Origin of the sequence: Yoonia vestfoldensis, assembly GCF_002158905.1 — a bacterium.
Classification (GTDB): domain Bacteria; phylum Pseudomonadota; class Alphaproteobacteria; order Rhodobacterales; family Rhodobacteraceae; genus Yoonia; species Yoonia vestfoldensis_B.
In genome coordinates this window covers 2,733,758-2,749,286 of the sequence record NZ_CP021431.1, presented here as the reverse complement: position 1 = coordinate 2,749,286, position 15,529 = coordinate 2,733,758, and the positions used below count along the sequence as shown (strand labels likewise).

Genomic DNA, 15,529 nt, shown 5'->3' with positions numbered 1-15,529 from the left:
TCATGATATGGCCCGCTGCGCGCCTTGCGCGATGGCCTCGCGCAATTTGCGTTCAAGGGCCTGACGCTTGGCGTCGGAATAATATTTCAGCCCGACCATATCCTTGACATAGAATGTATCCACGACCTGTTCGCCATAGGTCGCGATCACGGCCGAGGCGATATAGACATGCGCATTGGCCAGCGTGCGCGTCAGATCATACAAAAGGCCGGGCCGGTCGCGGGTGTCGACCTCGATGATCGTGTAGATTTCGGATCCTTCATTGTCGAAGGTGATTTTCGTATCAACCCGGAAGGCGCGTTCGCGTTTCTTGATCTTGTCCTTGTCTTTGAGCGCCTCGCGGGCGACGACCTCGCCGCGCAGGGTGCGCACGATCATCTGGCGCAGGCGTTGCAGGCGGCTTTCCTCGTAAGGATTGCCGTCGCCGTCCTGCACCCAGAACACGGCCGTGGCATAGCCGTCCTTGGACGTATAGGTGCGTGCATCCACGATATTGGCCCCCACCAGCGCCAGCGCGCCGGTCATCCGGCTGAACAGGCCCGGATGATCCACCATGGCGAAACAGGCGCGGGTCGCATCGCGGTCGGCGTCCAGCATCAGGTCGATGCAGATCTGGTCATCATCGATGTCGCGCAGCAAATTGGCGAAAATGACCTGCGCCGCACTGGGCAGACCCTGCCAATAGGGGCCGTAATGGCGGCCGACCTCGGTTTTCAGCGCCTTGGCATCCCAATCCGCCAGCGCGGCGCGCAGGGTGCGTTTCGCCTCGGCCTCGCGGCTTTCGCGGTTGAGATCCTCAAGCCCGGTTTCCAGCGCGGCGCGCGTCGCCTTATAGAGATTGCGGATCAGCACCGCTTTCCAGTTGTTCCAGGTGCCGGGGCCGACGCCGCGGATGTCACAGACCGTCAGCACGGTCAAAAGGTCCAGCCGTTCCACCGATTTGACCGCATTGGCAAAGCCGCGCACGGTGCGCGGTTCGGCGATATCGCGTTTTTGCGCCACATCCGACATCAGCAAATGGTAGCGGATCAGCCATTCGACAGTGTCGCATTCCTTTTTGTTCAGCCCCAGCCGCGGGCAGAGTTTGCGCGCGATCTGGGCGCCAAGGATGGCGTGATCCTCGGGGCGGCCCTTGCCGATATCATGCAGCAGCAGCGCCACATAAAGCACTTTGCGGCTGATCCCGCGCTTGAGGATGCCCGACACCACCGGCAATTCCTCGACCAATTCGCCGCGTTCGATCTGGGCCAGATTGCTGATGCATTGGATCGTGTGTTCGTCGACCGTGTAATGGTGATACATATTGAATTGCATCATCGCGACAATCGGCGCGAATTCGGGGATGAAGGCCCCCAGCATCCCCAGTTCATTCATCCGCCGCAGGCCCCGTTCGGGATTGCCGTGTTTGAGCAGGATATCAAGGAAGATCCGGCTTGCCTCGCGGTTCTGGCGCATGGCGTCATCGACCAGATGCAGATGCGATGCGATCAGCCGCATGGCGTCGGGGTGCAGCAGGGTGCCGGTGCGCAGGGCTTCTTCGAAGATGCGCAGCATGTTCAGCTTGTCGGCAAAGAATGCGGCATCATCGGCGACGGTCAGCCGGTTTTGCTTGATCGCATAGGGGGGCTTGGCGGCCTTGCGACGGGTCAGAAAACGGACCAGCATCGGTTCGGGCTTGGTATGGGTCGCCTCGAGCGCGGTCAGGAAGATGCGGGTCAATTCGCCGACGCGGGTGGCCTCGCGGAAATAGGCCTGCATGAAATGTTCGACCGCCCGCCTGCCGCCGTGATCTGTATAGCCCATGGCGGCGGCGACCTCGACCTGCATGTCAAAGGTCAGCTGATCAACCGCGCGGCCCGCGATCAGATGCAGATGGCAGCGCACGGCCCAAAGAAAATCCTCGGCTTTGACGAAGGCTTCGAATTCGTCCTGCGTAAAGACCCGCAGCCCCACAAGCTCGGCTGCATGTTTGACGCCATTGACGTATTTGCTCATCCAGAACATGGATTGCAGGTCGCGCAGCCCGCCTTTGCCCTCTTTGACATTGGGTTCGACCATATAGCGCTGGCCGCCCTGCTTGCGGTGGCGTTCGGCGCGTTCGGCCAGTTTTGCCTCGATGAAATCGCTGGCGGTATTGCGGAACAGATCCTGCCAGAGCCGCTGGCCCAGCGCCTGCGCCAGTGCCGCATCGCCCGCCAGATAGCGGTATTCGACCAAAGAGGTGCGGATCGTGTAATCCTCGCGTGCAAGGCGCAGGCAATCCTTGATCGTCCGGCTGGCGTGACCGATTTTCAGCTTCAGGTCCCAGAGCATGTACAGCATGGATTCGATCACGCTCTCGGCCCAGGGGGTGATCTTGTAGGGCGTCAGGAACAGCAGATCGACATCGGAATAGGGCGCCATTTCGCCGCGCCCGTAGCCGCCGACGGCAATCAGCGCCAGTTTCTCCGCCTCGGTCGGGTTCGGGGCGGGATGCAGGCGGCGGGTCGCCACATCCAGCACGATGGTCACGATCTGGTCGGTCAGCCAGCAATAGGCACGCGTCGTGGGGCGTGATGCGAAAGGCTGCATCGCAAAGGCGGTGCTGATCTCGGCCAGCCCGGTCTGGCGCGCCTCGGCCAGGATGCGCACCGCGATGGCGCGCACCTCTTTTTCCGAAGCGACGCCAGCGGTTTCTGTGGCGATCCGTGTGGTCACGGCGGCCGTGTCGAAAATGACGGCGGTCGGGCAGATCAGCCCGTCAGGTGTTTCGACATGGCGCGCACGGACGGGTTCAGAACCCGGCTGCGCCAAAGTTTCTAGGGGCTTGTTCAAGGATTATGACCTGATTTTGTTGGATGGTGGCAACGGCCAAGCCGCGTTCATTCTGCCCGTTGGGCAGCAGGCGGAAGACGCCCGATGTGCCACGAAACCCTTGCGGACTTGTCAGCGCGGCCCGCGTCAAGGCGCCGTCGCCGGTGGCGATCAGCGCGCCCACGGCGGCGATCCCGTCATAGGCCAGCCCCGCCAGCGGATGTGGCTGTGATCCATAGGTGGCGGCATAGCGGTCCTGAAACAGGGTCGCCGGGCCTTGGTCGGGCATGGCGAACAGACCGCCCTGCACACCGGGCAGCGCCAAAAGCTGTGGCACGGCATCCCAGCGGGTCAGGCCGATCAGGCGGGTCTGGGTGGCATCCAGCCCGGCCTCGGGCAGGCCGGTGGCGATGATCGGCAGATCGGCATTGGCCCCGGCGGTGGTAAAGATCGCCTGGGCATCGCTCGCCTGGGCGGTGCTGACCAGCTGCCGGGTCGCCGCAAAGATACCGGCCTGCGACAGCGGATAGGCCTCGGCGGCCACGACTTGGGATCCAGTCTGGCGCACGGCGGCAGCGATGGCATCGCGGCCCATCTCGCCGCCGATATCCTGACCATAGGCGATCATGAACCGCTCGATGCCTTGCCCGTTTGCATATTGCACCAGCCGGCGTGCGGTATCGTCGAATGTCTGGCCCAGGATAAAGACATTGCCGCCAGCGATGCTGCTATTGTTGGAAAAGGCCAGCACGTTGACATTGCTATTGGCCACGGCCACGCCCACGGCATTGGCAGCTTCGGCGAATAAGGGCCCCAGGATGATCTGGGCGCCATCATCCACCGCCATCCGCGCGACCACAGCCGCCTGCGCCGCATCGGTCGCCGTGTTATAAACCCGCAGGTCGATCCGCGCCCCGTTCAGATCCGCAATCGCCATGCGCGCTGCGTTTTCGAAATTCTGCGCAAGAAAGGCATCGCTGCCCTCGCCTGATCCGCCGGGCACCAGCAAGGCGACCTGGACCGACCGCGCAGCACCCAGCGACAGGCCGCCCGTGGTGCCGGTCTGCAAAGCCGGACCGCAAGCCGCCAACCAGAGCAGCGACAAAAATGCGAAAACACGCGCGACCGGCTTGCAGCCCTGACGAAAAGCGGCGACCATGGTGGTATTCCTTCTGATTTTGCACAAACTGGCAGGTCCCGCGACCGCGCGGCTTGTACTGTATTCAAAACGCATCATAAAGCAGGGGCGACAAGGGTCCAGCCATGAATCATCAGACCAAGCCACTCTCTGCCGGTCTTTATTTCGTCGCGACCCCGATCGGGTCGGCGCGCGATATCACGCTGCGCGCGCTCGACATTCTGGCCTCTGCCGATCTGATCGCCGCCGAGGATACGCGGACCGCGCGCAAATTGATGGAAATCCACGGCGTGCCCTTGAACGGGCGCAAGGTCGTGGCCTTTCACGACCATAGCGGCGAAGGCGCGGTCGACCGGCTGGTGGCAGATATGGTCGCGGGCAAATCCGTGGCCTATGTCTCTGAGGCGGGCACGCCGCTGGTTGCCGATCCGGGCTATGAGCTGGGAAAGGCCGCGATTGCGGCAGCCATGCCGGTGACGGCGGCACCGGGCGCTTCGGCGCTGCTGGCGGCGCTGACAGTGTCGGGGCTGCCCACGGATAGATTTGCCTTCATCGGCTTCCTGCCCGCCGCGCGCCAACAACGCGAGACCGAAATCGCGGCGCTGCGCGATGTCCCCTTTACGCTGGTTTTTTATGAAAGCCCCAAACGCGTTGGCGAAATGTTAGCAAGTTTGCGCGATACATTGGGCGGTGAACGGCAGGTCGTGGTGTGCCGGGAACTGACCAAACGATTCGAAGAAACCACGCGCGGCACTTTGGATGATGTCACCGCGCATTATGCGGATCGCATTGTCAAAGGCGAATTGGTCGTGCTGGTCGGGCGTGCAGGCGCGACCGCCGTGGCCGATGGCGATGTGACACAGGCGTTGAAGGAGGCGATGAAAACCATGCGTGTCAAAGATGCAGCAACCGTTGTCGCAGGGGCGCTGGGCCTGCCGCGTCGGCAGGTCTATCAAATCGCACTGGCGCTGGGGGATGGGGCATGATGGGCCATGCCAATTATTACAGCGGTCTGGCCGCAGAGGATATCGTCGCACGCGATTACGCGCTGCGCCGGCATCAGGTCGCTGCGCGCCGCTGGCGGGGCAAGTCTGGTGAAATCGATCTTGTCATGCGCGACGGGGATACCGTCGTCTTTGTCGAGGTCAAGAAAAGCAGGACCTTTGCCGCGGCGGCACAACGGCTGGGGCGGCGGCAGATGGACCGGCTTTGCGCCAGCGCGGGGGAATTCTTGGCAGGCGAACCACGGGGGCAATTGACCGATATGCGCTTTGATCTTGCGCTGGTCGATGGTCGCGGCGGTGTCAGCGTGATCGAAAACGCCTTTATGGAGGCGTGAACACGCCATTGCGCCGGGCGGCGCGCTGCGGCATGTAGCGGTATCATTCTCTGACAAAGGTGGCACCATGGCGTTGAAAGTCGCGTTTCAGATGGACCCGATCGGGCCGATCGACATTGATGCCGACAGCACGTTCCGCATCGCCGAAGAGGCGCAGGCGCGCGGGCATGCGCTGTTCTATTACACGCCGGACAAGCTGGCCTATGATCGCGGGCGGGTGATCGCCCGGGGCTGGCCGTTGCAGGTGCAGCGCGTCAAGGGCGATCACTTCCGCCTTGGGGACCCTGCCGAACTGGACCTGCGCGCCATGGATGTGGTCTGGCTGCGCCAGGACCCGCCCTTTGACATGGGCTATATCACGACGACGCATATCCTTGACATGATCCATCCCGATACGCTGGTGGTCAATGATCCGTTCTGGGTGCGCAATTCGCCTGAAAAACTGCTGGTCCTGAATTTTCCCGACCTCACGCCGCCCACGATGATCGCGCGCGATCTGCAGACATTGCGTGCCTTCCGCGCGGAATATGGCGATGTCATCCTCAAACCGCTTTACGGCAACGGCGGGGCGGGTGTGTTCAAACTGGCGGGGGGGGATGCGAACCTTGCGTCGCTGCATGAATTATTCGCAGGCATCAACCGCGAACCGCTGATCATGCAGCAATTCCTGCCCGCCGTGTCCAAGGGTGACAAGCGCATCATCCTGGTCGATGGCGAACCTGTCGGCGCGATCAACCGCGTGCCTGCGGCGGGTGAAACACGGTCCAACATGCATGTCGGCGGACGCCCTGAAAAGGTGGCGCTGACCGACCGCGACCGCGAAATCTGCGCCCGGATCGGGCCGCATTTGCGCGAAAAAGGGCAGGTTTTCGTCGGTATCGACGTCATCGGTGATTGGCTGACCGAAATCAACGTGACCTCGCCCACGGGAATTCAGGAATTGGAACGGTTCGACGGCGTCAATATCGCCGAAAAGATCTGGCTGGCAATCGAGGCGCGCCGCGCCACCCCTCTTTCTTCCGAGTAGAAATATCCCCGCCGGAGGCATCCCGTTCCGCAGGAACGGGAAAGCGGCCTAGACCTCTTTGGCCATGGCCAGCCGGTAGCTGACAGCCTCGGCCACATGATGGCGGTGCACCGCCTCTGACCCGTCCAGATCGGCGATGGTGCGCGCCACCCGCAAGATCCGGTGATAGCCGCGCGCCGAGAGGCCGAATTTCTCCGCCACACGCAACAACAGCGCGCGCCCTTCGGCATCGGGTGTCGCGATCTGTTCCAGCAGATGGCCTTCGGCATCGGCATTGACCCGCGCCTCGCCATGGCCTGCGAACCGCGTCGCCTGCCGCGCGCGCGCCGCCGCGATCCGCGCGGCAATCACGGCAGAGCTGTCGCCCGATTGCGGCAAATCGAGGTCCTGAAATGCGACCGGCGGCACCTCGACCCGCAGATCGAAGCGGTCCATCAAGGGCCCGGAAATGCGGCCCATGTAATCCTCGCCACAAATTGGCGCGCGGGTGCAGGCGCGGGCGGGGTCGGTCAGATAGCCGCATTTGCAGGGGTTGGCGGCGGCGACTAGCATGAACCGGCAGGGATAGCGCACATGCGCATTGGCGCGGGCGACGACGACTTCGCCTGTCTCGATTGGCTGGCGCAGGGTTTCCAGCACCGTGCGGGGGAATTCGGGGAATTCGTCCATGAACAGCACGCCGTTATGCGCCAGCGAAATCTCGCCCGGTTTGGCGCCGCGCCCGCCGCCGACGATGGCCGCCATCGAGGCCGTGTGATGCGGTTCGCGAAACGGGCGTTCGCGGTTGATCCCGCCATCATCCAGCAGCCCCGCCAGCGAATGGATCATCGAGGTTTCCAGCGCCTCGGCAGGGGACAGGGGCGGCAGGATGCCCGCGATCCGCGCGGCCAGCATGGATTTGCCCGACCCCGGCGCGCCGACCAGCAACAGGTGATGCCGCCCGGCGGCGGCGATTTCCAGCGCGCGTTTGGCGCGTTCCTGGCCCTTCACTTCCGCGAAATCGCGGCTGCGTGTCAGGGTTTGTGCCTCGCCCGGCACCGAGGGTGCGATCACGTTTTGCCCGGTGAAATGACGCACCATCGCGGCCAGGCTCCGGGGGGCGATGACATTGGCCGCGCCGACCCAGGCCGCCTCGGCCCCGCAGGCGGCGGGGCACAGCAGCATCCGCCCTTCGCTGGCCGCGGTCATCGCGGCGGGCAATGCGCCGACCACGGGGACCAGCGTGCCGTCAAGCGACAATTCCCCAAGCGCCACGGTTTGCGCGGCCTCTTCGCGCGGCACGATCTCTAGTGCCGCCAGCAGCGCCAGCGCGATGGGCAGGTCGAAATGCGACCCTTCCTTGGGCAGATCGGCGGGCGAAAGGTTGATCGTGATCCGTTTCGACGGCAGCGCGATGGCCATGGCCGTCAGCGCCGCGCGCACCCTTTCGCGGGCTTCGGAGACGGCCTTGTCCGGCAGGCCCACGATGCTGAAGGCGGGCACGCCGGGGGCGATGGCGCATTGCACCTCGACCAGACGGGCCTCGATCCCTTCAAAGGCCACTGTATAGGCGATGGCGACCATGCGCTGCTCCCGCTTTTGGTTAACGGGTAGCTTGCGGCGGTTTAGGAATGGTTAACGGGCCAGTCGCGGCGCGGCAGATCCATCGGATAGGGCCAGGGGTCGTGGATTTCCGCAAGCGCCGCGCGGCGCCAGTCCAGAAACGCCGGATCGTGCAGATGGGCATCGACATAGGCCTGTGCGGCGCCGCTGACCGGCAGCCCGTAGGTGGTGATCCGCATCGCCACGGGCGCATAGAACACATCGGCCAGCGAGTAATCCCCGAACAGCCACGGGCTGTCCGCGCCGTGCCGCGCGCGGGCCAGCGACCACAGATCCTCGATCCGGGCCAGATCGGCCAGCACCGCATCGGAGGGCGCAAAACCGTCCCAGACATGGGTAATCATATGCGGACATTGCCCGCGCAAGGCGTTGAAACCGCTGTGCATTTCGGCGCAGATCGAGCGTGCCAGCGCGCGTGCGGCAGGATCGCGCGGATAGAGCGCCAGCTCTGGGTGGCGTTCGGCCAAGGTCTCGGCCATGGCAAGGCTGTCGGTCAGAACAAAGCCTTCGGGTGTCGTCATTGCGGGCACGGTGCGCGCGGGTGGGATTTGCGCCAGCTCTGCCGCCATTGTCCCGGCGTAAAGCCCGACCAAGCGGGTCTGATAGGGCAGGCCAAACTTTTCCAGCATTAGCCAGCCGCGCAAGGACCAGCTGCTGAATGACCGATCACCTATGTAAACTGTATATGTCATGCGCCGATCTTATCCGACACCCGTGGCAGCGCAAAGCGACATCGCGTGATCTGCCCCATCACGGCAAGTGATTGACCGCGCCCAGGGTCCAGCCCGTGCTGTCGCGCGCCATGCGTGTCACTGACAGATTGTCGATCTGGTGCCCCAGCGCCTGATAGGCGGTGCTGCCGGAGGCGCGCTGAATCTGGGTCATGATCACGCCCATATGCGCGACCAGCACGATATCACGGCCAGCGAAACGCATTGTCAGGTCATCGACCACGCCGGCCACGCGGGCGCTGACGTCATTCCAGCTTTCGCCCTCGGGGGCGCGCAGATCGCCGGGTTCTTCCCAGAACCGGCGGCTGAGATCGGGGTCGCGCGCGGCGACAGCGCGCCAATCCATCCCGTCCCAAAGCCCGAAATCCATCTCGCGCAGATGTGGCAGATCGGGCAGGCGCGCGCGGCCCCGCCCGATAGCATCCGCCGTGGCCGAGGCGCGTTGCAGATCAGAGGCGACGATCACCGCATCGCCGGGCAGATGATCCGCGACCCGCCCGATCAGCGCCGTATCCGACAGATCCGCAGGCACATCGCGCCAGCCGACAAAGGATTTTTCATGCGTCGGCGCATGTCGCACCCACCAAAGCCGCGTCATTTCAGCACCAGCGGCAGCCCCGCCATCACCGCGACGACGCGGTCGGCCTGTGCCGCAAGCGCCTGATTAAGCGCGCCTTGCGCATTGCGAAACCGCCGCGCCAGCGCATTATCGGGAACAATGCCTTGCCCCACCTCGTTTGACACCACAACGACAGGGGCCGCGCAATCCGCCAGCGCCTGCACGAAAATCGCCGATGCGGCCGGCACATCCTGGTCGGCCAGCATCACATTGCTCAGCCAGAGCGTCGCGCAATCGACCAGCACCGCGCTATCCGCTTTGTGCTGCGACAAGATGGCACCGGGGTCCAGCGGTTCCTCGAAAGTGGTCCACCCGCTGCCGCGCAGATCACGGTGACGCGCGACCTTGGCCGCCATTTCATCGTCAAACACCTGTGCTGTCGCGATATAAATCTTTGCCAGACCGCTTTGGGCGATCAGCCCCTCGGCATAGCTGGATTTACCAGAGGCCGCGCCGCCTAGGACAAGTGTGAGTTTTGGCAATGCTGTCATGAATATTCAAGTGATCCGTTTTCAGAATGCTCTCGTAACAAGGACATAAGGAAAAGTTAATCCATAGCTCGACAATCTGGGGGAAGAATAATGGCCGCTCGTGGTTATTCCGATCAAACACTGTCACGGACCGCGATGCGGGCCGAATTGCTGGATGCTGAAACCGAATTGCGCCTTGCCTATGCCTGGCGCGACCAGCGCGATGAACAAGCCCTGCACCGGCTGATCACCGCCTATATGCGGTTGGCGATTTCCATGGCGTCGAAATTCAAACGCTACGGCGCCCCGATGAATGATTTGATCCAAGAAGCATCGGTCGGGCTGATGAAAGCCGCCGACAAATTCGACCCAGACCGTGGCGTGCGCTTTTCGACCTATGCGGTCTGGTGGATCAAGGCCTCGATCCAGGATTATGTGATGCGCAATTGGTCCATGGTGCGCACCGGGTCCACCTCTTCGCAGAAATCGCTGTTTTTCAACATGCGCCGCGTGCAGGCCCGTCTGGAACGCGAAGCCGCCGCCGAAGGCCGCACACTCGAAACGCATGAATTGCACGAGCTGATCGCGATCGAGGTCGGCGTTCCCTTGCATGACGTGCAGATGATGGATGGCCGCCTGTCGGGGTCTGATTTTTCGCTGAACGCCACGCAATCAGTCGATGACGAAGGCCGCGAATGGATCGACGCGCTGGAAGATGACGCGCCGCAGGCCGCCGAAAAGGTCGAGAATTCGCATGACACCGACACATTGCGCCAATGGCTGGTCACGGCGCTATCCGCGCTGAATGACCGCGAACAATTCATCGTGCGCGAACGCAAGCTGCGCGACGATCCGCGCACGCTGGAAAGCCTTGGGTCCGAACTCGGCCTGTCCAAGGAACGTGTCCGCCAGCTAGAGGCCGCGGCCTTTGGCAAGATGCGCAAAAGCCTCGAGGCGCAAAGCACCGAAGTTCAATCGTTCTTTGCCTGATACGCCACATTGTCTTTCCGGTCGGTTCCGCCCTAAGGTCCGACTGGAATTGACCGGAGAAAGACAATGCTGGCGGGGCGACATATTCTGCTGATCCTGGGCGGTGGTATCGCTGCTTTCAAATCGCTCGACCTTGTGCGCCGCCTGCGCGATCAGGGCGCACGGGTGACACCTGTGCTGACCCGCGCGGGGGCGGAATTTGTCACCCCGCTCAGCTTGTCGGCGCTGGCCGCGTCCAAAGTCTATCAGGACCTGTTCGACCTGACCGACGAGGCCGAAATGGGCCATATCGAATTGTCGCGCGCTGCCGATCTGGTGGTCGTGGCCCCGGCCACTGCCGATCTGATGGCAAAGATGGCGGGCGGGCTGGCGAATGATCTGGCCTCGACCCTGCTGCTGGCCACGGATAAACGCGTGCTGATCGTGCCTGCAATGAATGTGCGGATGTGGACCCACCCCGCCACGCAGCGCAATCTGGCGGCCTTGCAAGCTGATGGCGTGCTGGTGGCAGGTCCGGATGAGGGCGTGATGGCCTGCGGCGAATTTGGCCCCGGCCGCATGGCAGAAGTCCCTGATATCATTTCCGCAATCAGTGCCGCGCTGGCCGATGGGCCGTTGCAGGGCAAGCATATTCTTGTGACATCCGGCCCCACCCATGAACCGATTGACCCGGTGCGCTATATCGCCAACCGGTCATCGGGCGCGCAGGGCACGGCAATTGCGCGCGCGCTGGCGGGGCTTGGGGCAGAGGTGACTTTCGTCACTGGTCCTGCCGATGTGCCGCCCCCTGACGGCGTGCATGTGGTGCGCGTGCAGACCGCCGCCGAAATGCTGGCCGCCGTGCAGGCCGCCAAACCTGCCGATGCGGCCATTTTCGCCGCCGCCGTCGCGGATTGGCGCGTGGCCAATGCGGGCACAAGCAAGATCAAGAAAACAGCCACTGGCCTGCCGCAGCTGGCATTCGCCGAAAACCCCGACATTCTGGCCACGATATCGCAGATGGGCGCTGGCCGCCCGGCGCTGGTCGTGGGCTTTGCGGCCGAGACCGATGACGTCATCGCCCATGCCAGCGCCAAGCGGCTGCGCAAAGGCTGCGACTGGATCGTCGCCAATGACGTATCCCCTGCGACGGGCATCATGGGGGGCAGCGAAAACGCCGTGACCCTGATCACCGAGGCTGGTGCCGAAAGCTGGCCACGCATGACCAAGGATGCCGTGGCCGCCCAGCTGGCGCAACGTATCGCACAGGAGATCGCATGATCAATCTGGTTTGGGACGCGGGGGCAGACCGCTCGCTTGGCCTGCCCCGCTATGAAACGGCCGGGGCGGCGGGTGCTGATCTGCGCGCCAATCTGCCTGACAGGGGCGTGGTTGACCTGCCCCCCGGCGCGCGCGCGCTGATCCCCACAGGGCTGCGGATGGAAATCCCCCAAGGCTATGAGGCGCAGATCCGCCCACGCTCTGGTCTGGCGCTGAAACAGGGGCTGACGCTGCTGAATGCGCCCGGCACGATTGACAGTGATTATCGCGGCCCCGTGGGGGTGATCGTGGTGAACCACGGGACCGATCCGGTGCAGATCACCCATGGCATGCGGATCGCCCAGATGGTCGTGGCCCCCGTGGTGCAGGTGGATTTCACGTTGGTTGAATCCCTGTCGGACAGCCCCCGTGCCGCGGGCGGTTTCGGGTCCACCGGCACATGATCATGGTGGGTGCCATGGCCGCCGCCCTCTGGGGGATCGGCATCGCGATGAAAGCGCCGTATCACGCGCGCTGGACGATGCTGGGCATCCTTTTGGTCAGCGTGATGATGCTGCATGTGATCTTGCCTGCGGGCCATCCTTTGCGCATGGCGACGGGGGGCGATGCGCGGCTATGGGGGCTGCTGATCGCCTTTGGTTTCATCGTTGCGGCCTATCGCCGTGGCCTTGCCCGCCTGCGCGCGCGGGTCACGCCCGTCGCTGCGCCCACCGCGAAACCCGGCAGCTTTTCGGACACGGAACTGAACCGCTATGCCCGCCATATCGTGCTGCGTGAAATCGGCGGGCCGGGGCAAAAGGCCTTGCGCGATGCGCGCGTGTTGGTGGTGGGGGCAGGCGGGCTGGGCGCGCCCGCGCTGCAATATCTGGCTGCCGCCGGTGTCGGCACCATCGGCGTGATCGACGATGACATTGTCGAGAATACCAACCTGCAACGGCAGGTGATCCATCCCGACAAGAATATCGGCATGCCCAAGGTGCATTCCGCTGCTGCTGCCATGATGGCGCAGAACCCGTTCGTGACCGTGCGCCCCTATCACCGGCGGCTGACGGCTGATATCGCAACCGCGCTTTGCGCCGATTATGATCTGGTGCTGGATGGCAGCGACAATTTCGCCACCCGCTATCTGGTCAACCAAACGGCGCTGGCCCAAGGGATCCCGCTGATCGCGGCCGCGCTGACGCAATGGGAAGGGCAGATCAGCCTCTATGATCCGGCCCATGGCAGCCCTTGCTATGCCTGCGTCTTCCCCCAAGCCCCCGATGCCGCGCTGGTCCCTTCCTGCGCCGAGGCGGGCGTGCTGGGGCCTTTGCCCGGCGTGATCGGCGCGATGATGGCGGTCGAGGCGATCAAATGGATCACCCAGGCCGGCGATAGCCTGGCCGGACGGCTGCTGATCTATGACGCGCTCTATGCCCAGACCCGGACCATCACGATCAAGCCGCAGCCCGATTGCCCGGTCTGTGCGGGCAAGGGGCTGACACGATCGACAGGAGTTTCGCCATGACCAACCCGCTGCTGTCCGATTGGGACACGCCCTTTGGCCTGCCGCCTTTTGACCGGATCACGGATGATGATTTCGCGCCTGCGGTCGATGCCGCACTGGCCCAGTCGCGCGCCAATATCGCCGCGATTGCGGATAATCCCGATGCGCCTGACTTTGCCAATACGATCGCGGCGCTGGAACTGGCTGATGCCGGGCTGAACCGCGTGCTGGGCGCGTTCTACAGCCTTGCAGGGGCCGACAGCACCCCCGCGCGCAACGCTTTGCAGCGCGATTTCGCGCCCTTGCTCAGCGCCTATTCTTCCGAGATTTCCGAAAACAAGGCGCTTTTCGCGCGGATAGAGGCGCTCTGGGCCGCCCGCGATACGCTTGATCTGACCGCCGAGCAACAGCGCGTGCTGATGCTGACACGGCGTGGCTTTCTGCGTGCGGGGGCCTTGCTGGACGGGGACGCCGCCGCCCGGCTGCGCGCGGTGAAATCGCGGCTATCGGTGCTGGGCACGCAATTCACACAAAACCTGCTGGCCGATGAACGCGACTGGGTCATGCCGCTTGGTGCGGATGATCTGGACGGGCTGCCCGATTTCGTGCTGGCAACTGCCCGCGCGGCAGGGGCTGAAAAAGGCCTGGGCGGCCCTGTCGTCACGCTTTCGCGCGCGTTGATCGTGCCGTTCCTGCAATTTTCCGCGCGCCGCGATCTGCGGCAAAAGGCCTATCTCGCCTGGGGCGCGCGCGGGGCCAATGGCGGGGCGACCGACAACCGCGCGATTGCGGCCGAAACGCTGGCCCTGCGGCAAGAACGTGCGGCGCTGCTGGGCTACGCGAGCTTTGCCGATTTCAAGCTGGAAACCGAGATGGCGGGCCATCCTGCGGCGGTGCGCGATCTGCTGATGCAGGTCTGGCACCCCGCCAAAGCCGCGGCCGAGGCTGATGCCGCGATCCTGGAACAGATGCTGCATGCCGATGGGCAGACAGGCCCGCTGGAACCTTGGGACTGGCGCTATTATGCTGAAAAACGGCGCCGCGCGCTGCATGATCTGGATGAGGCCGCCCTCAAACCCTATCTGCAACTCGACCGGATGATCGACGCGGCCTTCGCCTGTGCCAACCGGCTGTTCGGGCTGGATTTCACCCCCATCGACGGCCCCGTCTACCATGCCGATGTGCGGATGTGGGAGGTCACGCGCAATGGCGCGCATGTCGCGGTCTTCATCGGCGATTATTTCGCGCGCGGATCGAAACGGTCAGGGGCCTGGTGTTCGGCGATGCGGTCGCAAAAACGGCTGGGCGGTGACACCCGCCCGCATGTCATCAACGTGTGCAACTTTGCCAAACCCGAGGCAGGCCAACCCGCGCTTTTATCCTTTGACGACGCGCGGACCTTGTTTCACGAATTCGGCCATGCTTTGCACCAGATGCTGTCGGATGTAACCTATGAAAGCATCAGCGGCACCTCCGTCGCGCGGGATTTCGTGGAATTGCCCAGCCAGCTCTATGAACATTGGCTCAGCCTGCCCGCTGTCCTGTCGGAATTCGCGACCCATGCGGATACGGGCGCTGCGATGCCTGCCGATCTGCTGCAACGGATGCTGGGGGCGGCAAATTACGACATGGGCTTTCAGACGGTGGAATATGTGGCCTCGGCGCTGGTCGATCTGGGGTTCCATGACGGGCCTGCCCCCGCCGATCCGATGCAAAAGCAGGCGGAAATCCTTGCAGATATCGGGATGCCGCGCGCCATCGGCATGCGCCACGCGACGCCGCATTTCGCGCATGTCTTCGCCGGTGACGGCTATTCCAGCGGCTATTACAGCTATATGTGGTCCGAGGTGATGGACGCCGACGCTTTCGCCGCCTTCGAGGAAGCAGGCGATCCTTTCGATCCCGCCACCGCCGCCCGTCTTGAACAGACCGTGCTGTCCTCGGGCGGATCGGTGGATGCGGCCGATCTCTACACCGCTTTCCGTGGGCGGATGCCGGGGGTGGATGCTTTGCTCAAAGGCCGCGGTCTGGCCGCCTGACCATCTTCCGAGCGTAAATATCCCGGGGGAGTCCC

Annotated in this window: 14 protein-coding genes; 8 read left to right on the top strand and 6 right to left on the bottom strand. The window is 63.7% G+C overall.

Annotated elements, in window-relative coordinates:
• Both LOKVESSMR4R_RS13755 and LOKVESSMR4R_RS13750 read right to left on the bottom strand, forming a co-directional pair.
• Nucleotides 1-2,793, bottom strand: coding sequence for a [protein-PII] uridylyltransferase (locus LOKVESSMR4R_RS13755; RefSeq protein WP_087209437.1), 2,793 nt, complete (start codon nt 2,791-2,793; stop codon nt 1-3).
• Nucleotides 2,774-3,952 carry a penicillin-binding protein activator gene (locus LOKVESSMR4R_RS13750; RefSeq protein ID WP_087209435.1) on the bottom strand — a complete coding sequence of 393 codons (1,179 nt, stop codon included), beginning with the start codon at nt 3,950-3,952 and terminating at the stop codon, nt 2,774-2,776. Before LOKVESSMR4R_RS13750 ends, LOKVESSMR4R_RS13755 begins: the two co-directional genes overlap by 20 nt.
• Nucleotides 3,953-4,056: 104 nt before the next feature.
• On the opposite strand from LOKVESSMR4R_RS13750, the gene rsmI reads away from it, so the two are divergent.
• From rsmI to gshB, 3 genes are all read left to right on the top strand, one after another.
• Nucleotides 4,057-4,917, top strand: coding sequence for a 16S rRNA (cytidine(1402)-2'-O)-methyltransferase (gene rsmI, locus LOKVESSMR4R_RS13745; RefSeq protein ID WP_087209432.1), 861 nt, complete (start codon nt 4,057-4,059; stop codon nt 4,915-4,917).
• The gene (locus LOKVESSMR4R_RS13740) at nt 4,914-5,270 is read left to right on the top strand and encodes a YraN family protein (protein ID WP_087209429.1); all 357 of its coding nucleotides are present in this window, start codon (nt 4,914-4,916) and stop codon (nt 5,268-5,270) included. Before rsmI ends, LOKVESSMR4R_RS13740 begins: the two co-directional genes overlap by 4 nt.
• A gap of 67 nt (nt 5,271-5,337) precedes the next feature.
• A complete protein-coding gene (gene gshB / locus LOKVESSMR4R_RS13735) occupies nt 5,338-6,297 on the top strand; it encodes a glutathione synthase (RefSeq protein WP_087209424.1) in 960 nt (319 codons plus the stop codon).
• A gap of 48 nt (nt 6,298-6,345) precedes the next feature.
• Here the strand turns inward: gshB and LOKVESSMR4R_RS13730 are convergent, their stop codons facing one another.
• Genes LOKVESSMR4R_RS13730 through cobU form a run of 4 tightly spaced genes read right to left on the bottom strand, consistent with a single transcriptional unit; the run spans nt 6,346 to nt 9,740 of the window.
• A complete protein-coding gene (locus LOKVESSMR4R_RS13730; protein WP_087209421.1) occupies nt 6,346-7,860 on the bottom strand; it encodes a YifB family Mg chelatase-like AAA ATPase in 1,515 nt (504 codons plus the stop codon).
• 41 nt (nt 7,861-7,901) lie between these two features.
• On the bottom strand, nt 7,902-8,591 hold the full coding sequence (locus LOKVESSMR4R_RS13725; RefSeq protein ID WP_087209418.1) for a glutathione S-transferase: 690 nt from the start codon (nt 8,589-8,591) through the stop codon (nt 7,902-7,904).
• A gap of 58 nt (nt 8,592-8,649) precedes the next feature.
• Complete coding sequence (locus LOKVESSMR4R_RS13720; RefSeq protein WP_087209415.1) at nt 8,650-9,228, bottom strand: histidine phosphatase family protein; 579 nt, start codon at nt 9,226-9,228, stop codon at nt 8,650-8,652.
• Entirely contained in the window at nt 9,225-9,740 is a 516-nt protein-coding gene (gene cobU / locus LOKVESSMR4R_RS13715; RefSeq protein ID WP_087209412.1) for a bifunctional adenosylcobinamide kinase/adenosylcobinamide-phosphate guanylyltransferase, read from the bottom strand. Before cobU ends, LOKVESSMR4R_RS13720 begins: the two co-directional genes overlap by 4 nt.
• 90 nt (nt 9,741-9,830) lie before the next feature.
• On the opposite strand from cobU, the gene LOKVESSMR4R_RS13710 reads away from it, so the two are divergent.
• The 5 genes from LOKVESSMR4R_RS13710 to LOKVESSMR4R_RS13690 all read left to right on the top strand — a co-directional run bounded on the left by LOKVESSMR4R_RS13710 (nt 9,831) and on the right by LOKVESSMR4R_RS13690 (nt 15,494).
• Nucleotides 9,831-10,709: an RNA polymerase factor sigma-32 gene (locus LOKVESSMR4R_RS13710; RefSeq protein WP_087209409.1), complete on the top strand. Its 879-nt coding sequence runs from the start codon at nt 9,831-9,833 to the stop codon at nt 10,707-10,709.
• 66 nt (nt 10,710-10,775) lie between these two features.
• On the top strand, nt 10,776-11,969 hold the full coding sequence (gene coaBC, locus LOKVESSMR4R_RS13705; protein ID WP_087209406.1) for a bifunctional phosphopantothenoylcysteine decarboxylase/phosphopantothenate--cysteine ligase CoaBC: 1,194 nt from the start codon (nt 10,776-10,778) through the stop codon (nt 11,967-11,969).
• Nucleotides 11,966-12,412, top strand: coding sequence for a dUTP diphosphatase (gene dut, locus LOKVESSMR4R_RS13700; protein ID WP_087209403.1), 447 nt, complete (start codon nt 11,966-11,968; stop codon nt 12,410-12,412). Before coaBC ends, dut begins: the two co-directional genes overlap by 4 nt.
• Nucleotides 12,409-13,476, top strand: a complete 1,068-nt coding sequence (locus LOKVESSMR4R_RS13695; RefSeq protein ID WP_087209400.1) for a HesA/MoeB/ThiF family protein — start codon at nt 12,409-12,411, stop codon at nt 13,474-13,476. Before dut ends, LOKVESSMR4R_RS13695 begins: the two co-directional genes overlap by 4 nt.
• Nucleotides 13,473-15,494: a M3 family metallopeptidase gene (locus LOKVESSMR4R_RS13690; RefSeq protein ID WP_087209397.1), complete on the top strand. Its 2,022-nt coding sequence runs from the start codon at nt 13,473-13,475 to the stop codon at nt 15,492-15,494. Before LOKVESSMR4R_RS13695 ends, LOKVESSMR4R_RS13690 begins: the two co-directional genes overlap by 4 nt.
• The last annotated feature ends 35 nt before the right edge of the window (nt 15,495-15,529 follow it).

Coding starts and splice junctions, on each gene's coding strand:
- LOKVESSMR4R_RS13750 (WP_087209435.1), bottom strand. CDS start 3,952: ATGGTCGCCGCTTTTCGTCAGGGCTGCAAGCCGGTCGCGCGTGTTTTC.
- rsmI (WP_087209432.1), top strand. CDS start 4,057: ATGAATCATCAGACCAAGCCACTCTCTGCCGGTCTTTATTTCGTCGCG.
- LOKVESSMR4R_RS13740 (WP_087209429.1), top strand. CDS start 4,914: ATGATGGGCCATGCCAATTATTACAGCGGTCTGGCCGCAGAGGATATC.
- gshB (WP_087209424.1), top strand. CDS start 5,338: ATGGCGTTGAAAGTCGCGTTTCAGATGGACCCGATCGGGCCGATCGAC.
- LOKVESSMR4R_RS13730 (WP_087209421.1), bottom strand. CDS start 7,860: ATGGTCGCCATCGCCTATACAGTGGCCTTTGAAGGGATCGAGGCCCGT.
- LOKVESSMR4R_RS13725 (WP_087209418.1), bottom strand. CDS start 8,591: ATGACATATACAGTTTACATAGGTGATCGGTCATTCAGCAGCTGGTCC.
- LOKVESSMR4R_RS13720 (WP_087209415.1), bottom strand. CDS start 9,228: ATGACGCGGCTTTGGTGGGTGCGACATGCGCCGACGCATGAAAAATCC.
- cobU (WP_087209412.1), bottom strand. CDS start 9,740: ATGACAGCATTGCCAAAACTCACACTTGTCCTAGGCGGCGCGGCCTCT.
- LOKVESSMR4R_RS13710 (WP_087209409.1), top strand. CDS start 9,831: ATGGCCGCTCGTGGTTATTCCGATCAAACACTGTCACGGACCGCGATG.
- coaBC (WP_087209406.1), top strand. CDS start 10,776: ATGCTGGCGGGGCGACATATTCTGCTGATCCTGGGCGGTGGTATCGCT.
- dut (WP_087209403.1), top strand. CDS start 11,966: ATGATCAATCTGGTTTGGGACGCGGGGGCAGACCGCTCGCTTGGCCTG.
- LOKVESSMR4R_RS13695 (WP_087209400.1), top strand. CDS start 12,409: ATGATCATGGTGGGTGCCATGGCCGCCGCCCTCTGGGGGATCGGCATC.
- LOKVESSMR4R_RS13690 (WP_087209397.1), top strand. CDS start 13,473: ATGACCAACCCGCTGCTGTCCGATTGGGACACGCCCTTTGGCCTGCCG.